A 19019-nucleotide genomic window follows, 5' to 3' on the forward strand; every position below is an offset into this window, starting at 1 on the left:
GTGATTAACGAGATTAAGAACGACGCCCAAACGCGGATGGAAAAGAGCCTTGAGTCGCTCAAGGGCCAGATGAACAAGGTTCGTACCGGCCGGGCTCACCCCAGTCTGCTGGATACCATCTATGTGGATTACTACGGCGCGCCGACCCCGCTGAAGCAGGTGGGTAACATCACCACCGAAGATTCCCGCACCCTGGCGGTGACCGTATTCGATCGCACCATGATCAAGGCGGTGGAAAAAGCCATCATGAGTTCCGACCTGGGTCTTAACCCGTCCAGCACCGGCACCATGATCCGCATTCCGCTGCCGTCGCTGACCGAAGAACGTCGTAAAGACCTGATCAAGGTAGTGCGTCACGAAGCCGAGCAGGGCCGGGTGGCCATTCGCAACATCCGTCGCGATGCCAACGGTGACTTCAAGGCGCTGTTGAAAGACAAGGAAATTTCCGAAGACGACGACCGTCGAGCCCAGGACGACATCCAGAAACTGACCGATCTCTACATCAAAAAGGTGGACGAAGCCCTCGCCGCCAAAGAGAAAGAGTTAATGGAAATCTGATACTTACATCGGGTATAGTAGCCGACGCCGTGCAGCTGCCTGCACGGCGTTTGTTTTTGTGCAGGAGTGATTTAATGCCAGCGAGTCAAACCATGGCAGCATTTGACGATCCATCTCAGCTACCCCGCCACGTCGCCATCATCATGGACGGCAACGGCCGCTGGGCCGAGCAGCGGGGCAAGTTCCGGGTCAGCGGCCACAAGGCCGGCGTAAAATCGGTGCGGGCGGCGGTCAGCTTTGCCCATCAACTCAAGCTGGATGCCCTGACCCTGTTCGCCTTTTCCAGCGAAAACTGGCGCAGGCCGGAAGACGAAGTCAGCGCCCTGATGAGCCTCTTTATTGCCGTGCTCGGCTCGGAAGTCCACAAGCTGCACCGCAACAACATTCGTCTGCGGGTGATCGGCGATCACGGCGGTTTCAGCGAGCATCTGCAACGCAAAATTGCCGATGCCGAGCGGCTAACCGCCGCCAATACCGGACTGACCCTCAATATTGCCGCCAACTACGGCGGCCGCTGGGACATCACCCAGGCCTGTCGCCATGCGGCTGAACAGGTGGCGACCGGTGAGCTTGATCCTGACGACATCACCGAACATCATCTGGGCAGCCTGATGACCATGGCCGATCTGGCACAGGTCGACTTGCTGATCCGCACCGGTGGTGAACAGCGTATCAGCAACTTTCTGTTATGGCAGCTGGCCTATGCCGAGCTGCATTTTACCCCCGTACTCTGGCCCGACTTCGACGAAACCGCCTTCAGCGAAGCCGTTGCCGCCTTTGTGGGACGAGAACGCCGCTTCGGCTGCACCGGCGCGCAAATTCGGGCCTTGGTTGGAGGGTGTAGGGACTAGGGGCCTATAGCTCCCTCCCCTTGACTTGGGCACTGGCAGAATAGCGGCGGGGTGCAACGCAAGGGGAGGGCTGGGGAGGGGTTTCTGCAGAGTACGTGCGGTTTGATGTCCCGGCGGTGACACCCCCTCCCAGCCTCCCCCTGGGGAGAACCCGCAGTGATACCTGTATCCCCGCTGCCAAGGGGGAGGGGCTTATAGCTCCCTCCCCTTGACTTGGGCGCTGGCAGAATAGCGGCGGAGTGCAACGTAAGGGGAGGGTTGGGGTGGGGTTTCTGCAGAGTATGTGCAGGTTTGATGTCCTGGCGAAAATTATTGTTGTCGGTGTTAATCTGGCGCTAAAAAACGGAGAGATGAGGCGTAAGGAGTGAGGAGTCAGGTGTTTACCCCTCACTCCTCACCCTTCACCCCTCACTTCAATGAGAGAGGATATTTTTTGTTAAAGCTTAGAATCATCACGGCCCTGTGCCTGATCCCCCTGGTGCTGGCCGCCATTTTTCTGTTGCCGCTGCCGTTGTTCTCGCTCTTTGCCGGTGGCGTCTTTTTGCTGGCGGGCCGGGAGTGGGGACGTTTTATCGACCCGCGCAAGGCCAATGTGGTGATGGTGTCTCTTGCCCTGGTGTTGATTGGCCTGATGGCCATGGTGCCCATAGAGCGGGTCTGGAATCCGGATCTGAATGATACCGTTTCTCTGGTGCTCTATGGCGGTGCCTGCTGGTGGCTGATTTCGCTGGCCCTGGTGCTGGTCTATCCGCGCAGCGCCGCTGTCTGGCAGGGACATCAATGGCTGAAGGTGCTGTTTGCGCTGTTCAGCCTGATCCCCTTCTTCTGGGCGCTGCTGACGCTGCGCAGCTATGAATATGAGCAGAACCCGTATTTTGGTGCCTGGTTGCTGCTGTTCGTGATGTCATTGGTCTGGGTGGCGGACTCCGGCGCCTATTTTGTCGGCAAGGCCTTCGGCAAACACAAGCTGTGCCCCCGGGTCAGCCCCGGCAAGACCATCGAAGGCATGCTCGGTGGCGTGGTCGCCGCCAGCCTGCTGGCCCTGGCCGTGACCTGGGCCATGGCGCTGCCGATGCAGGAAGCAATAGTACTGCTGCTGGCCTCGGTCGTGGCGGTGTTCGCCTCCGTGCTGGGGGATCTGGTCGAGAGCATGTTCAAGCGGGATGCGGGCCTCAAGGATTCCGGCAGTATTTTGCCGGGCCATGGCGGTGTCATGGATCGTATCGACAGCCTGACCGCCGCCTTACCTGTATTTATCGTCGTCGTCCGGGTACTAAGCTGATGGAACTCCTTACCATACTCGGAGCCACCGGCTCCATCGGTCAGAGCACCTTGTCGGTGGTGCGTCGGCATCCCGAGCGGTTTGATATATTCGCGCTGACCGCCCACCGGCAGGTGGCGCGTATGCTGGCCGACTGCCTGGAATTCTCGCCCCGTTATGCGGTGATGGTGGATGAGGCGGCGGCGCGGGAGTTGCGTCGGCAACTGGCGCAGCACAGCAGCAAGACCGAGGTGCTGAGCGGCGCCGAGGCGCTGTGCGAGGTGGCGGCCGAGCCGGAGGTTACCACCGTGATGGCGGCCATTGTCGGCGCCGCCGGTTTGTTGTCTACCCTGGCGGCGGTGAGGGGCGGCAAGCGGGTCTTGCTGGCCAACAAGGAAGCCCTGGTGATGAGCGGCGAGCTGTTCATCGACCTGGTGCACCGCTGTGGTGCCCAGTTGCTGCCGATCGACAGCGAGCACAACGCCATTTTTCAGTGCCTGCCCGCCGAGTTGCAGCAAAACCCGGGCCGGGGCAGTCTGGCCCGGGCGGGGGTCAGCAAGATACTGCTCACCGGATCCGGCGGCCCCTTCCGTTATACCCCGGTAGAGCAGCTGGCCGATGTGACCCCGGCCCAGGCGGTGGCGCACCCCAACTGGTCGATGGGGCCGAAGATTTCGGTCGACTCCGCCACCATGATGAACAAGGGGCTGGAATACATAGAGGCGCGCTGGCTGTTCAATGCCGCCCCGGATCAGCTGGAGGTGCTGGTGCATCCCCAGTCGGTCATTCACTCCATGGTGCAGTATTCGGACGGTTCGGTATTGGCCCAGCTCGGTCAGCCGGATATGATGACCCCGATAGCGCACGCGCTGGCGTATCCGGCGCGCATCGCCTCCGGCGTGGCGCCACTGGACTTCTGCAAGCTGGGTGAGCTCAGCTTTATGGCGCCGGACATGGCGCGTTATCCCTGTCTGCAGCTGGCCATAGAGGCCTGTGCCAGCGGCCAGGGCGCCACCACGGCACTGAATGCGGCCAACGAAGAGGCGGTGGCGTCCTTTCTGGCCGGTAAGCTGGATTTTATGGCGATAGCCTCGGTCAACGAGGCGGTGATGCAACGGCTGGGCAGCACCCGGGCGACCAGCCTGGACGAGATCATCGCGCTGGATGGCGAGGCACGCCGTTGTGCCACGGCTTTGATACAGAATCGATGAGGAAACGCTAATGGGTGGCATATTGTGGAATCTGGGCGCCTTTATTGTCGCCCTGGGTATTCTGGTCGCGGTACACGAATACGGCCACTTCTGGGTGGCACGGCGCAACGGCGTCAAGGTGGAGCGTTTTTCCATCGGCTTCGGCAAGGCCATCTGGCGGCGTATGGGGAAAGACGGCACCGAATATGTGGTGGCGATGATACCGCTGGGCGGCTACGTCAAGATGCTGGACGGCCGGGTGGACCAGGTGCCTACCCATCTGCAGGATCAGGCGTTCAACAACAAGTCGGTCTGGGCGCGCATGGCGATAGTGGTGGCCGGGCCCATGGCCAACTTTGCCTTTGCCGTTTTCGCCTTCTGGCTGATGTTTTTGATTGGCGTGCCGGCGGTGAAGCCGGTGCTGAACGAGGTGACCATGGCCTCGCCGGCAGCCGAGGGCGGGCTGGCGCCGGGTATGGAAATTCTGGCCATCGACGGCAAGCCGGTACGTACCTGGGAAGAGGTGAACTTTGCGCTGATCGGTCGTCTTGGTGATGATGAAACCCGGTTTGAGGTGGCAGACAGTAACGGCCAGCGCAGCCAGGTCCGCATTCCGCTGACCGAATGGCAGTTTGACCCGGATGAAACCTCGCCGATTACCGCCCTGGGGCTGGTGCCGGTGGGGCCCGAGCTGACCCTGACCGTGGCCCAGGTGGTCGACAATGGTCCTGCCGCCGCCGCCGGTGTGCAGCCCGGCGATACCCTGCGGGCGATTAACGGTGAGCCACTGGCAGACTGGCGACAGCTGGTGACGCTGATCCAGGCTTCTCCCGAGACTTCGATGGAACTCGAGGTGACTCGGGCGGGTCAGAGCCTGAGTCTGACCCTGACCCCGGAGCGGCGCGAAAGTCGCGACCGGGTTATCGGTTATGCGGGCCTGGCCCCCGAGGTGCTGCCGGTGACGGAAGCATACCGCTTCGAATACCGCTATGGCCCGCTGGCGGCCATCGGTGCCGGTATCGACCGGACCTGGGATCTGACGGCGCTGACGTTTCAGATGCTCGGCAAGCTGCTGACCGGTATCGTTTCGGTCGACAACCTGAGCGGCCCCATTTCCATCGCCAAGGGGGCGGGCATCAGCGCCGACTACGGACTGGTCTATTTTCTCAGCTTTATGGCGCTGATCAGCGTGAACCTGGGCATCATCAACCTGTTGCCACTGCCGGTGCTCGATGGCGGTCACCTGCTGTTTTATGTGATAGAAGCGGTGACCGGGCGACCCGTGCCGGAAAAAATACAGGAAATCGGTTTCAAGATTGGCGCCGCGCTCTTGATAATGTTGATGGGACTGGCGCTGTTTAACGATTTTGCTCGCCTCTAGGGCGACCGACACAAGGATAAAGTCACACCATGTCTGTGAAAAAAAGGGCTGTGAACGAAAGGTCTGCAAAAAAAAGGGCTGCGAACGAAAGGTCTGTGAAAAAAAGGTCTGCTAAAAATACCCTGGTTGCGTCCTGCCTGCTGGGCGCCAGCATGCTGGCCCAGGCACAGGGCGGAATGAGTCCTTTTGTGGTGCAGGACATTCAGGTCAAGGGCCTGCAGCGCGTTACCCTGGGGGCCACCCTGCTCAGCCTGCCGGTGCGGGTCGGTGAAGAAGTGGACGCCGCTCGCCTGGCCGAGGCCATCAAGAGCCTCTATGCCTCCGGCAACTTCGAAGACGTGCAGTTGCTGCGTGATAACGGCGTACTGGTAGTACAGGTAACCGAGCGGCCGACCATTGCCGGTATCAGCTTCAGCGGCAACAAGGAAATCAAGGAAGAGCAGCTCAAGCAGAGCCTGGAAGGCGCCGGGGTACGGATTGGCGACCCCCTGGATCGCACCACCCTGAGCTCGCTCGAGCAGGGCCTGGAAGACTTTTACTACGGCGTGGGCAAATACTCGGCCCGGGTCAGGGCGGTGCTGACGCCGCTGCCGCGTAACCGGGTCGATCTGAAATTCGAATTCGAGGAAGGTCCGGCGGCGGAGATCAAGCAGATCAACATCGTCGGCAACAAGGCCTTCGGCGAAGCACAGTTGCTGGACCAGCTGCAACTGTCCGACAGCGTGCCCTGGTGGAACTTCATGGCCGACCAGCGCTATCAGAAGCAGAAGCTGGCCGGTGATATCGAAACCCTGCGTTCCTACTACCGGGACCGGGGTTATCTCAAGGCCGAAGTCACCTCCACCCAGGTGTCCATGTCGCCGGACAAGGAAGGGGTTTATATCACCCTCAACGTCTCCGAGGGGGAGCGTTATACGGTGTCCGGTGTTAACCTCAGGGGCAACCTGATCGACCGCCAGTCCGAGCTGGAAGCGCTGGTGCCGATGCGGGCGGGAGATCTCTATTCCGCCGCCGATGTGGCCCACATGGAAGAGGTGCTGTCCCGGTTCCTCGGCCGCTTCGGCTACGCCTACCCCAGGATTGCCACCTTTCCGCAGATCGATGAAACCAGCAAGAAGGTGGAGCTGGTGGTCAACATCGATCCCGGTAACCGGGTCTATGTGCGCCGCATCAACTTCGGCGGCAACGTCATCACCAAAGACGAGGTGTTGCGCCGCGAAATGCGCCAGATGGAAGGGGCCCGGCTGTCGAGTGAAGACGTGGAGCAATCCCGTACCCGGCTGAATCGGTTGGGCTTCTTCGAAACCGTCGAGGTGGAAACCCGTCGCATCCCCGGTGAAGATGACAAGGTGGATCTGGACGTCACCGTCAAGGAACAGCCGGCCGGCTCCATCAACTTCGGCATCGGCTTCGGTACCGATTCCGGTTTCAGCATTCAGGCGGGTCTGCAGCAGGATAACTTCCTCGGCACCGGCAACCGGGTGGGCATCAATTCCCAGATGAACGACTACTCCAAGGACGTGTCGCTGGAATACACAGATCCCTATTTCACCATCGATGGCGTCAGCCTGGGTGGCCGGATTTACTACCGCCAGTTCGAGGCCGACGATGCCAACCTGGCCGACTACGACAGCACCGTCTACGGGGTTCGTGCCCTGAGCGGCTTCCCCATCGACGAAGACAACCGCCTGAACTTCAGTGCCGGCTTCGAGCACAATACCCTGGGCAAGCCGGATGACGATGACAGCTATGAGCAGCTGGACGACTTCTGGAGACTGCATGGCGAGAATGTGTCGGCGAACAACGACATCAGCTTCAATACCTTCGACCTTACCGCCGGCTGGACCCGCAATACCCTGAACCGGGGTTACTTCCCTACCGCCGGTAATCGCCAGAACCTGTCGCTCAAGGTAACGGTACCCGGGTCGGATCTGCAGTATTACAAGACCAGCTTCGACGATGCCCATTATTTTCCGCTCGATCGGGAGCATAACTGGGTGCTGACCGGCAGGTTCCGCGCCTCTTACGGTGACGGTTACGGCGATGCCAGCAACGGCAGTCACGGCCTGCCCTTCTTCGAGAACTACTACGCCGGTGGCTTCAGTACCCTGCGTGGCTTCAAGAGCAACTCGGTGGGCCCGCGGGCGGTTTACAACGACGGCACCGCTACAAACCCGCAATATCGTGGCGACGACAGCACCATCGGCGGCAACGCCCTGGTGGCGGCCTCGGCCGAGCTGATAGTGCCCACGCCCTTTGCCGGTGAAGACCTGCAGCGCTCGCTGCGTACCAGCGTCTTCGTGGACGTAGGTACCGTATGGAACACTGATTATTCGGCAGACTACGCCGGCAATTGCGTAAGCAATTGTGACGATATCTACGACTTCGGCGATCCGTCCGAACTGCGCGCCTCGGCCGGCGTCAGCATGCAATGGTTGTCCCCCCTGGGCCCGCTGGTGTTCTCGCTCGCCGCCCCGCTGAAGAAAGTGGAAGGCGACCGCACCGAAGTGTTCAACTTCAACATCGGTCGGACGTTTTAAACCCCGTGAGGTGGGCGTAGGGTCGAATTTATTCGACCAATGGTGTAGCACGCTGGTTGGGCTGGTCCAATGAATTGGACCCTACAAGGTAGGCGTTATGCGCGGCGTACCGCCAGGGGTAAAGGGTGGGGTGTCAGGGGCTTTGCCCCTCACACCTCACCCTTTACCCCTCACATTTTTCAATTAAGGAGAGAACCTTGAAACAGATGATGAAAATGATGGGCGTACTGGCCCTGATGCTGACGGCCGGTCTGGCTCAGGCCCAGAGTGGCAAGATTGCCGTGGTGGACACAGGTGCCGTGTTCCAGAAGATGCCGCAGCGCCAGGTGGTGGCCAAAAAACTCGAAAGCGAGTTTGGTGCCCGGGTCAGGGAAGTACAGAAGATGGAAGCCGATGGCCGCAGCTTTATCGAAAAGCAGCAGAAGGACATGGCCTTCATGAACGAGCAGCAGAAGGCCGACGCCCAGAAAAAGCTGAACGAGATGCAGGGCGCCTATGTGCAGAAGCGTCGTCAGCTCGAGGAAGATCAGGCTCGCCGTGAACATGAAGAACGCCAGAAGATGCTGGCGCGTATCAAGACCGCCATCGACGAGATCACCAGGGCCAAAGGCCTGGATCTGGTTATAGAGCGGGGCGCCGCCGTCTATGTTTCCCCGGCCCTCGACATCACCGAACAGGTGATTGGCAAGGTCAGCAATTGACATCCTCCCCTCCCTAAAGGAAGGGAATTCCTACAGCTAGACGGCAATGCCCTGCCGCAATTGGCCCCTTGCCATTAACGGGGCCGCTCTTATTCGTTTGCCAGTCCTACCTTTCGGATTGCCAAGCGGCACGGTCTGAAAACGGAGGCCATTGTTGAACTTAATAACACACGGTGCAGGTCGGCGTAATCACCAGCAAGTCCTGCACTCTTTAGGTATAGAAACCGTTGGCGCGTTGCGCCAATCGCTAACCCTCCCCAGCCTAAAACGACGGGGCTTCTCGCGCGATTTGGTAAGAATTTGGTTTAGATGGGAATCTGGTTATGACTATTAGGTTGCAAGAACCGACGTTGCAAGAGATCACGTTACAGGAACTGGCCCGGCAACTGGGTGCCGAACTCAAGGGCGATCCGGCCCGGGTTATTCGCCGGGTCAATACCCTGGACAAGGCAGGTCCGGACGAGGTGGCCTTTTTGTCGGACAGTAAATATCACCACCTGCTGAAAGGTACCAATGCCGGTGCCGTGATCGTCACCCCCGCCGACCAGGACCTGTGCCCGGTGGCCAGCCTGGTGATGGCCGACCCCTATCTCGGCTTTGCCCTGGCCGCCCAGGCGCTGGATACCACGCCGCCGCCGGCGGTGGATATTCATCCCACGGCGGTGATTGCCGACGATGTGGTTCTGGGTGACGGCGTGGCCATCGGCGCCAAGTCGGTGATCGAGTCCGGCGTGGTGCTGGGCGACGGCGCCGTGGTCGGCCCCGGCTGCTTTATCGGTAAAAACAGCAGTCTGGGCGCCCGCACCCGCTTGTGGGCCAACGTGACCCTGTATCACAGAGTCACCCTGGGCGACGACTGTCTGGTACAATCCGGGACCGTGATTGGCAGCGACGGCTTCGGCTATGCCAACAACAAGGGTGAGTGGGTCAAGATCCCCCAGCTCGGCAACGTGGTCATCGGCAACCGGGTCGAAATCGGTGCCTGCACCACCATAGACCGCGGTGCGCTGGGCGATACCCGCATCAGTGATAACGTGATTATCGACAACCAGTGTCAGGTCGCCCATAACGTCAGCATCGGCTACGGCACCGCCGTGGCCGGTGGCACCGTGATGGCAGGTAGTCTAAAAGTCGGTAAATATTGTATTATTGGCGGCGCCGTGGTCATTAATGGCCATATCGAGATCTGTGATGGGGTGACCATCACCGGCATGAGCATGGTAATGCGGCCCATCACCGAGCCCGGCATCTATTCTTCCGGTATTCCGTTGCAGCCCAATAAAGAGTGGCGTAAAACGGCGGCACGGGTGATGCGCATCGACGATATGCACAAGCGGTTGAACCGGCTTGAAAAGCAGTCAGACAATAAAAATTAAGCAACATTGGTAGGGTTACATTTTGAATAACGAACTGAATAACGAACAGAATCAGTTGGATATCCAGGAAATTCTGGAACTGTTGCCGCACCGCTACCCCTTTCTGATGGTAGACAAGGTGGCACATTATGAAATTAGCCCTGAGCGCAAGACCCTGAGAGGCATCAAGAATGTGTCTTTCAACGAGCCGATGTTCACCGGTCATTTTCCGAACAAGCCGGTGTTTCCGGGGGTGCTGATCCTGGAAGCCATGGCCCAGGCCACCGGCATTCTGGCATTCAAGATGGTGGGCAAGCCCAAGCCCAACGAACTGTATTACTTCGCCTCCATCGACAACGCCCGCTTCAAGCGCCCCGTGGTGCCGGGCGATCAGTTGGTGCTGGATGTGGTCTATCTTAAAGAACGTCGTGGCATCGCCAAATTTACCGGTGTTGCCACCGTCGACGGCGAAGTGGTCTGTACCGCCGAACTGATGTGTGCCAAGCGCGAGGGCTGAGTGTGACAGAGCTTAGTGCAGTAATTCATGAAACCGCCATCGTCCATCCGGATGCCATCATCGGCAAGGGGGTCGAAATCGGCCCCTGGACCCTGATCGGCCCCGAAGTGGAAATCGGCGACGACTGCTGGATAGGCCCCCATGTGGTGATCAAGGGGCCTACCCGTATCGGCCGGCGTAATCGCATCTTCCAGTTCTGCTCCATCGGAGAAGACTGCCAGGACAAGAAATACGCCGGCGAGCGTACCGTGCTGGAAATCGGCGACGATAACGTGATTCGCGAGTCCTGCACTTTTCACCGGGGTACTTCTCAGGATGAAAGCCTGACCCGCGTCGGCAGCCGTAACCTCTTCATGGTGAACGTGCATGTGGCGCACGACTGCCGCATCGGCGACGATTGCATCTTTGCCAACAATGCCACCCTGGCGGGCCATGTGCACATTGGCTCCCACGTGATCTTCGGGGGGCATGCGGCCATTCACCAGTTTGGCCGAGTCGGCAGCCATGCCTTTATCGCCGGCTGTGCCGCCCTGAACAAGGACGTGCCGCCCTATGTGATGGCCGCCGGTCTCTACGCCAAACCCTTCGGCGTCAATTCCGAAGGCCTGCGCCGCCGGGGGTTTTCCCCCGAAGGCATTTCGGCCATCAAGAAGGCCTACAAGATCATCTTCAGAAGCGGAAAAACCGTGGACGAAGTGATCCCCGAGCTGGAAGCGCTGAACAGGCAGCAGCCGGAAGTGGGCATCATGGTCGAGTTTCTCAAGCAAAACGAGCGCGGTATCATTCGTGCCTGAGGCTCGCCCCCTGCGTATCGGTATCGTCGCCGGTGAAGTCTCCGGCGATACCCTGGGTGCCGGCCTGATCCGCGAGCTGCGGGCACGCCATCCCGATGCGGTGTTCGAAGGCATTGCCGGGCCCCAGATGGTGGCCGAGGGCTGTACCGCCCTGTTCGAAATGGAAGAGCTGGCGGTGATGGGCCTGGTCGAGGTGCTGGGCCGGTTGCCGCGCATTCTGGCCATTCGCAAGCAGATCATCCGTCACTTCACCGACAACCCGCCGGACGTGTTCGTGGGCATAGACGCCCCGGACTTCAACATCGGCGTCGAGCTCAAATTACGCAAGAATGGCATCGCCACCCTGCATTACGTCAGCCCCTCGGTGTGGGCCTGGCGGCAAAACCGGATTCACAAGATCAAGGCCGCCACCGACATGGTGCTGGCCTTTCTGCCGTTCGAAAAAGCCTTCTACGACCGCTTCGACGCGCCCTGCCGCTTCATCGGCCATACCCTGGCCGATCAAATGCCCTTGGTACCCGACACCCGGGGTGCCCGGGAGCGGCTGGGGCTCAAGCCCGACGGCCGTTATCTGGCCCTGCTGCCCGGTAGCCGCCATGCGGAAGTGACCCTGCTCAGCCCCGTCTATCTGGAGGCCTGCAAGCAGCTCAAGGTGCGTCATCCCGAGCTGGAGTTTGTGGTGCCGCTGGTCAGTGCCAAACGACGCGAAGAGTTTCTGGCCATCAAGCAGCAGGTGGCACCGAACCTGGAGGTGATCCTGATAGAAGGCCGGGGGAGGGAAGTCATGACCGCCGCCGATGCCATACTGCTGGCATCCGGCACCGCCACCCTGGAGGCCATGCTGGCCAAAAAGCCCATGGTGGTGGGCTACAAGTTCAAGCCGGTCAGCTACTGGCTGGCCAACAAGCTGGTGCATACCGCCTATGCCTCCTTGCCCAATTTACTGGCGGATAAAATGCTGGTGAGCGAGCTGATCCAGCATGAATGTACCCCCGGCCATATCGTGGACGAGGTCGGCAAACTGCTGGAGAACGACACCGGTGGGCTGGTGGCGCAGTTTACCCAACTGCATAAGCAGATCCGCTGTAATGCCGACGAACAGGCGGCGCTGGCGGTGCTGGAGCTGGCCAGGCCCCTGGTGGCGACAAGATGACAGATCCGGTCGAGAACAAATGTCAGAAATAGTGTATCCCCGGGGCGTGCTGGTGGCCGGCGTCGACGAGGTGGGCCGCGGCCCCCTGGTTGGTGACGTGGTCACCGCCGCCGTGATCCTGGACCCGAATCATCCCATTCCCGGTCTGGGCGACTCCAAGAAACTGAGCGAGAAAAAGCGCGAGCTATTGGCGCCGCTGATCCGCGAGCGCGCCCTGGCCTGGGCCATCGGCCGCTGCTCGCCGGCCGAAATCGATGAACTGAATATTCTGCAGGCCACCCTGCTGGCCATGAGCCGGGCGGTGGCAGCGTTGTCGGTACAGCCCGGTTTCGTGTTTATCGATGGCAACCGCTGCCCCGCCTTGCCGATGCCGGCGCAGGCGGTGGTGAAGGGCGACAGCCTAGTGGCCGAGATCGGTGCCGCCTCCATTCTGGCCAAGGTGGCGCGCGATCACGAAATGATAGCGCTGGATGCACTGCACCCCGAATACGGCTTTGCCCGCCACAAGGGCTATCCGACCAGGGATCATCTGGCGGCATTGGCCGCGCACGGCGTGCTGCCGGAATACCGGCAGAGCTTCAAGCCGGTGGCGGCGCTGCTGTCCGCCGCCAGGGCCTCGGAGGAGGCAGGAAAATGAGTACTCCTTTCGTCCATTTGCGCATTCACTCGGATTTTTCCATGGTGGATGGGGTGGCCAAAATTGGCTCCATCAACCAGCGCGCGAGCGAGCTGGGCTACCCGGCGCTGGCGCTGACCGATCAGATGAACCTCTGCGGTCTGGTGCGTTTTTATGGTGATGCGCACCGCAAGGGGCTCAAGCCCATCGTCGGCACCGACATCTGGGTGCAGAGCGACGAGCTGGGCGAACAGCTGTTTCGCCTCACCCTGCTGGCGATGAACAACGACGGTTACCAGAGCATTACCCGGATTATTTCCAAGGCCTACGAGCGCGGTCATGTACAGCACAGGCCCCTGGTGGACAAGGCCTGGCTGGCCGAGTTCAGCGACGGCATCATAGTGCTGTCCGGCGGGCGCGAAGGCGATGTGGGCATAGGGCTGCTGAAGGGCAACGAGGCATTGGTCGGCCAGTGCCTGGCCTTCTACCGGCAGCACTTTCCGGATCGTTACTACCTGGAGCTGCAGCGCACCGAGCGACCGGACGAAGAAAGCTACCTGCACATGGCGGTGGCGGTGGCCGAGCGCGACGGCCTGCCGGTGGTGGCCACCAACGAGGTGGTGTTTCTCGATAAAAGCGACTTCGACGCCCACGAGATCCGGGTGGCCATTCACGATGGCTACACCCTGGACGACAAGCGCCGCCCCCGGCGTTACAGCCCCGAACAATACCTGAAAAGCCCGGCCGAGATGACCGAGCTGTTTGCCGACATTCCCGAGGCGCTGGAAAACAGCGTGGAAATCGCCAAACGCTGCAATGTGACGGTGCGGCTGGGTGAATATTTTTTGCCGGACTTTCCTACCGGCGACATGAGCATCGAAGACTTTCTGGTCAAATGCTCTGAAGAAGGGCTGGAAAAGCGGCTGGCGTTTCTGTTTCCCGACCCGGCCGTGCGCGCCGACAAGCGGGGCGAGTACGACGAGCGGCTGAAGATCGAGCTGGAAGTGATCAACCAGATGGGCTTCCCCGGTTACTTCCTGATCGTGATGGAGTTTATCCAGTGGTCCAAGGATAACGGCATTCCGGTCGGCCCGGGCCGGGGCTCGGGCGCCGGCTCCCTGGTGGCCTATGCGCTGAGCATCACCGATCTGGACCCGCTCGAATTCGATCTGCTGTTCGAACGCTTCCTGAACCCGGAGCGGGTGTCGATGCCCGACTTCGATATCGACTTCTGCATGGACAGACGCGACGAGGTGATCGAGCACGTGGCCGAGCTGTATGGCCGGGACGCAGTAAGCCAGATCATCACCTTCGGTACCATGGCCGCCAAGGCGGTGGTACGCGATGTGGGCCGGGTGCTGGGTCACCCTTACGGCTTTGTCGACCGCATCTCCAAGCTGATACCGCCGGATCCGGGCATGACCCTGGCCAAGGCCTTCGAGGTCGAGCCCAAGCTGCCCGAAATGTACGATCAGGACGAAGAGGTCAAGGCGCTGATCGACATGGCGCGGGCGCTGGAAGGGGTGACCCGCAACGCCGGCAAACACGCCGGGGGCGTGGTGATAGCGCCCACCCGCATCACCGACTTCTCACCGCTCTATTGCGACGAACACGGCCGCAACCCGGTGACCCAGTTCGACAAGAACGACGTGGAAGAAGCGGGCCTGGTGAAGTTCGACTTCCTCGGCCTGCGTACCCTGACCATCATCGACTGGGCCCTGGGCATGATCAATCCCCGGCTTGCCAAAGAGGGCAAGCCGCCGGTCGACATCGCCGCCATTCCCATGACGGATGCGGCCTCGTTCAAGCTGCTCAAGCGCTTCGAGACCACGGCGGTGTTCCAGCTCGAATCCCGCGGCATGAAGGATCTGATCAAGCGGCTGCAGCCTGACTCCTTCGAAGACATGATAGCCCTGGTGGCCCTGTTCCGGCCCGGCCCGCTGCAGTCGGGCATGGTGGACAACTTCATCGATCGCAAGCACGGTCGCGAGGCGGTATCCTACCCGGACGAAACCTGGCAGCACGAGTCGCTCAAGCCCATTCTGGAACCGACCTACGGCATCATCCTCTATCAGGAACAGGTGATGCAAATCGCCCAGGTGCTGGCGGGCTATTCGCTCGGTGGCGCCGATCTGTTGCGCCGGGCCATGGGCAAGAAAAAGCCGGAAGAGATGGCCAAACAGCGGGCCGGCTTCGAGGCCGGGGCGACAGAAAACGGCATCGACGGCGAACTGGCGATCAAGATCTTCGATCTGGTGGAAAAATTCGCCGGCTACGGCTTCAACAAATCCCACTCCGCCGCCTATGCCCTGGTGTCGTACCAGACCCTGTGGCTGAAAACCCATTATCCGGCCGAGTTCATGGCGGCGGTGATGACCGCCGACATGGACAACACCGACAAGGTGGTGACCCTGGTCGACGAATGCCAGCGCATGGGGCTGAATTTGCTGCCGCCGGACGTCAACTCCGGCCGCTATCGCTTCACCGTGAACGAAGCAGGCCATATCGTGTACGGCATCGGCGCCATCAAGGGTGTGGGCGAGGCGCCCATCGAGTCGATACTGGCGGCGCGCGAACAGGCCGGCCCCTTCCGGGATCTGTTCGACTTCTGTAACCGGGTCGATCTGAAAAAGCTGAACAAAAGGGTGATGGAAAAGCTGATCCTGTCCGGCGCCATGGACCGGCTGGGCCCGCATCGGGCCTCGCTGATGGCGACCCTGCCCGAGGCGATGAAGGCGGCGGAGCAGCATGCCAAAGCCGAAGCCCTGGGCCAGAGCGACATGTTCGGTGTGCTGGTGGAAGAGGCGCACATAGAACACGCCTTCGTGGACGTGCCGGCCTGGCCCGACAATGTCTGGCTGGACGGCGAACGGGACACCCTGGGGCTGTATCTGACCGGGCACCCGATCAACCAGTATGCGAAAGAGCTGCGCCATTACACCACGGGACGGCTGATCGAATTGCAGGCCACCAGCCGCGATAGAACCACCACCGCCGCCGGCCTGGTGATTGCCGCCCGGGTGATGACCACCAAGCGGGGCAACCGCATGGGCATACTCACCCTGGACGACAGATCCGGTCGCCTGGACGTGACCCTGTTCTCGGAAGCACTGGAACGCTATGAGTCTTTGCTGGAAAAGGATAAAATCCTGGTCATCAGCGGACAGGTCAGCTTTGATGACTTTTCCGGCGGCCTTAAAATGTCGGCACGAGAAGTGCTTGATATCAGTGACGCCCGCGAGCGTTTTGCGCGCGGCCTGGCGTTGAACATCGATAAAAGCCAGATAGACCAGGGCTTTTTTACCCAATTGCTGGACATTCTCACCCCCGTGCGGGCGGGAGTCTGTCCTGTTCGAGTGACCTATTGCCGACCGGGCGCGCGGGCGCAGCTGACACTGGGCACCGAGTGGCGGGTAACCCCCACCGACCAGATGCTGGCGTCGTTGAAGCAGTTGCTGGGTCAGGATAAAGTCGAACTAATTTTTGAATAGAAGGTATCTTTGATGAGCCACCATTTCCTGGATTTTGAACAACCCATTGCCGAGCTGCAGGCCCAGATTGAAGAACTTCGCCATGTCAGCGAAGGCGAAATGGACATCGACCTGGGTGAAGATATCAAGCGTCTGGAAATCAAGCGCGACGAGCTCACCAAAAAGGTCTTCAACAACCTGGGCCCCTGGCAGATCTCCCAGCTGGCCCGCCATCCGCGTCGTCCCTATACCCTGGACTACCTGGAGATGATGTTCGGCGAATTTGACGAACTGGCCGGTGACCGGGCCTACGCCGACGATAAGGCCATCGTGGGCGGCGTGGCCCGCTTCGAAGGCCGCCCCGTCATGGTGATTGGCCAGCAGAAAGGCCGTGAAACCAAGGAGAAGATCAAGCGCAACTTCGGCATGCCCCGTCCCGAAGGTTACCGCAAGGCGCTGCGGTTGATGGAAATGGCCGAGCGCTTCAAGATGCCGATCCTGACCTTCATCGACACCCCCGGCGCCTACCCGGGCGTGGGCGCCGAAGAGCGTGGTCAGAGTGAAGCCATTGCCCGCAACCTGAAAGTGATGGCCGGCCTCAAGACCCCCATCATCTGCACCGTGATCGGCGAAGGCGGCTCCGGCGGCGCCCTGGCCATCGGCGTGGGCGACCGGGTCAACATGCTGCAGTATTCCACCTATTCGGTGATCTCGCCCGAAGGCTGCGCCTCCATTCTGTGGAAGAGCGCCGACAAGGCCTCGCTGGCTGCCGAAGCCATGGGCATTACCGCCCAGCGGATCCACGAGCTGAAGCTGATTGACAATGTAGTGGAAGAACCCATGGGCGGCGCCCACGGCAACCCGCTACAGATGGCCGAAAACCTGAAAGCACGCCTGATTACCGATCTGAACGATCTGGATCAGCTGGATATCGACACCCTGCTGGAACAGCGTTACCAGCGCCTGATGGGCTACGGTTACTGCTGAGCTGCACTCCAGTGAGGGGTGAGGGGTAAGGAATGAGGGGGGGGTATCCTCCCTTTCTACCTCGGAAGCCGTAGGGTCGAATTCATTCGACCATGGGCTAGTGAGGGGTGAGCTCACGCCTCACGCCTCAATAAAGGGGTCGGAGTCAATTAACGGTTAATTGACTCCGACCCCTTTTTGTTTTCTGATATTGCCACTGTCACCTATTTATCGGGATCAACATGAATAAATCACTGATTGCCGCCGTACTGGTAGCCCTTGGCCTGAGTGGCTGTGCATCCAGCAACAGCGACGCCCTGCTGGGCGCCGGGCTGACGGCGCTGCAGGGGCTGACCCTGAGCAAGAGCCAGCTGCAGGCCGAAGCCAGCCTGTCCGCCAAACAGATGGATGCAGAAAACAAGCTGGCCCCGGCCGGCAATGCCTACAGCCAGCGTCTGGCCAGGCTGACCCGCGGCCTGACCAGCATAGAGGGTACGCCGCTGAATTTTCAGGTCTATCTGGACGACGACATCAACGCCTTTGCCATGCCGGACGGCACGGTACGGGTGTATTCCGGCCTGATGGATGTGATGGCAGACGACGAACTGATGGCGGTCATCGGCCATGAAGTCGGCCACATCAAATTCGAGCATTCCCTCAACCGCTTCAAGACTGCCTACCTGACCAGCGCCGCCCGCCAGGCTGCGGTGGCCGCCGGTGGTACCGTAGGCGCCCTGGCGGCGTCCGAGTATGCGGAGATTGGCACTCAGTTCCTCGGCGCCCGTTTTTCCCAGAAAGACGAGCTGGAATCCGATGCCTACGGGGTAGAATTCTTGTGTCAGATAAAGGTGGATCCCTACGCCGCCATGCGGGCCCAGCAAAAGCTGATGCAGCACGCCGGCAGCGGCGGCGGCCTCTTCTCCAGCCACCCGTCCACCGCCAAACGTATCGAGCTGGCCCGGGAAGCGGCAGCCAATTCCAGCTGTCGGTAAGCTTCGCAGGTGAGGGGTGAGGAGTTGGCAGAGTGACACCCCCACCCAGCCTCCCCCTGGCGAGATCCCTCCGTTATGTCTGTATCCCCGCTGCCAAGGGGGAGGAGCTTGTTGCTCCCTCCCCTTAGCTTCGGGATGACAGAATGCCGGCGGGGTGCAACGCAAGGGGAGGGTTGGGGAGGGGTTACTGCAGAATATCGGCATGTTCCGCAGGCCCGATGTCTTGGTCGAAGTGACACCCCCACCCAGCCTCCCCCTGGCGAGAAGCCGCCGTTATGTCTGTATTCCCGCTGCCAAGGGGGAGGTGCAACAAGCTCCCTTCCCTTGACTCGGGATTGGCAGAATGACAGCGGGGTGCAACGCAAGGGGAGGGCTGGGGAGGGGTTACGGCAGAATATTTGCATGTTGCGCAGGTTCGATGCCTCGGCCGAAATGACACCCCCACCCAGCCTCCCCCTGGCGAGAAGCCGCCGTTATGTCTGTATTCCCGCTGCCAAGGGGGAGGTGCAACAAGCTCCCTCCCCTTAGCTTCGGGATGACAGAATGCCAGCGGGGTGCAACGCAAGGGGAGGGTTGGGGCTGAAGCATCCCCACAATTATTTGATAAAATTCATGAGGTTATAAATAAAAAGGTAGGAGCACCCATGAAAATCGGCGATCATTGAAGTCGCCAA

Annotated in this window: 15 protein-coding genes; all 15 read left to right on the top strand. The window is 60.4% G+C overall.

Going from position 1 to position 19019, the window contains the following annotated elements; translation table 11 throughout:
- The gene (frr, locus tag HNR62_RS02040; protein WP_204794429.1) at positions 1 to 558 is read left to right on the top strand and encodes a ribosome recycling factor; all 558 of its coding nucleotides are present in this window, start codon (positions 1 to 3) and stop codon (positions 556 to 558) included.
- A gap of 92 nt (positions 559 to 650) precedes the next feature.
- Positions 651 to 1409 carry a polyprenyl diphosphate synthase gene (gene uppS, locus HNR62_RS02045; protein ID WP_204794450.1) on the top strand — a complete coding sequence of 253 codons (759 nt, stop codon included), beginning with the start codon at positions 651 to 653 and terminating at the stop codon, positions 1407 to 1409.
- A 433-nt stretch (positions 1410 to 1842) separates the two neighbouring features.
- Positions 1843 to 2691, top strand: a complete 849-nt coding sequence (locus tag HNR62_RS02050; protein WP_204794430.1) for a phosphatidate cytidylyltransferase — start codon at positions 1843 to 1845, stop codon at positions 2689 to 2691.
- Positions 2691 to 3881, top strand: a complete 1191-nt coding sequence (gene ispC / locus HNR62_RS02055; protein ID WP_204794431.1) for a 1-deoxy-D-xylulose-5-phosphate reductoisomerase — start codon at positions 2691 to 2693, stop codon at positions 3879 to 3881. The genes HNR62_RS02050 and ispC overlap by 1 nt, the downstream gene beginning before the upstream one ends.
- A gap of 10 nt (positions 3882 to 3891) precedes the next feature.
- Positions 3892 to 5241, top strand: coding sequence for a sigma E protease regulator RseP (rseP, locus tag HNR62_RS02060; RefSeq protein WP_204794432.1), 1350 nt, complete (start codon positions 3892 to 3894; stop codon positions 5239 to 5241).
- Positions 5242 to 5393: 152 nt separating this feature from the next.
- Positions 5394 to 7781: an outer membrane protein assembly factor BamA gene (bamA, locus tag HNR62_RS02065; protein WP_204794451.1), complete on the top strand. Its 2388-nt coding sequence runs from the start codon at positions 5394 to 5396 to the stop codon at positions 7779 to 7781.
- Positions 7782 to 7987: 206 nt separating this feature from the next.
- Positions 7988 to 8482, top strand: a complete 495-nt coding sequence (locus HNR62_RS02070; protein WP_239552530.1) for an OmpH/Skp family outer membrane protein — start codon at positions 7988 to 7990, stop codon at positions 8480 to 8482.
- Positions 8483 to 8832: 350 nt separating this feature from the next.
- Positions 8833 to 9858: a UDP-3-O-(3-hydroxymyristoyl)glucosamine N-acyltransferase gene (gene lpxD / locus HNR62_RS02075; RefSeq protein ID WP_204794452.1), complete on the top strand. Its 1026-nt coding sequence runs from the start codon at positions 8833 to 8835 to the stop codon at positions 9856 to 9858.
- Between the two features lie 34 nt (positions 9859 to 9892).
- Positions 9893 to 10354 (top strand): 3-hydroxyacyl-ACP dehydratase FabZ, encoded by a 462-nt coding sequence (fabZ, locus tag HNR62_RS02080; protein WP_071473405.1) that lies wholly within the window; start codon positions 9893 to 9895, stop codon positions 10352 to 10354.
- Between the two features lie 2 nt (positions 10355 to 10356).
- Entirely contained in the window at positions 10357 to 11148 is a 792-nt protein-coding gene (gene lpxA, locus HNR62_RS02085) for an acyl-ACP--UDP-N-acetylglucosamine O-acyltransferase (RefSeq protein ID WP_204794434.1), read from the top strand.
- Entirely contained in the window at positions 11141 to 12301 is a 1161-nt protein-coding gene (lpxB, locus tag HNR62_RS02090; protein ID WP_204794435.1) for a lipid-A-disaccharide synthase, read from the top strand. Before lpxA ends, lpxB begins: the two co-directional genes overlap by 8 nt.
- Positions 12302 to 12320: 19 nt before the next feature.
- Positions 12321 to 12938 carry a ribonuclease HII gene (gene rnhB, locus HNR62_RS02095; RefSeq protein ID WP_204794436.1) on the top strand — a complete coding sequence of 206 codons (618 nt, stop codon included), beginning with the start codon at positions 12321 to 12323 and terminating at the stop codon, positions 12936 to 12938.
- Positions 12935 to 16408, top strand: coding sequence for a DNA polymerase III subunit alpha (gene dnaE, locus HNR62_RS02100; protein WP_204794437.1), 3474 nt, complete (start codon positions 12935 to 12937; stop codon positions 16406 to 16408). The genes rnhB and dnaE overlap by 4 nt, the downstream gene beginning before the upstream one ends.
- 12 nt (positions 16409 to 16420) lie before the next feature.
- Entirely contained in the window at positions 16421 to 17374 is a 954-nt protein-coding gene (gene accA / locus HNR62_RS02105) for an acetyl-CoA carboxylase carboxyl transferase subunit alpha (protein ID WP_204794438.1), read from the top strand.
- Between the two features lie 221 nt (positions 17375 to 17595).
- Positions 17596 to 18345 (top strand): M48 family metallopeptidase, encoded by a 750-nt coding sequence (locus HNR62_RS02110; RefSeq protein WP_239552522.1) that lies wholly within the window; start codon positions 17596 to 17598, stop codon positions 18343 to 18345.
- The last annotated feature ends 674 nt before the right edge of the window (positions 18346 to 19019 follow it).

The organism is Oceanisphaera litoralis (assembly GCF_016907015.1).
Classification (GTDB): Bacteria; Pseudomonadota; Gammaproteobacteria; order Enterobacterales; family Aeromonadaceae; genus Oceanimonas; species Oceanimonas litoralis.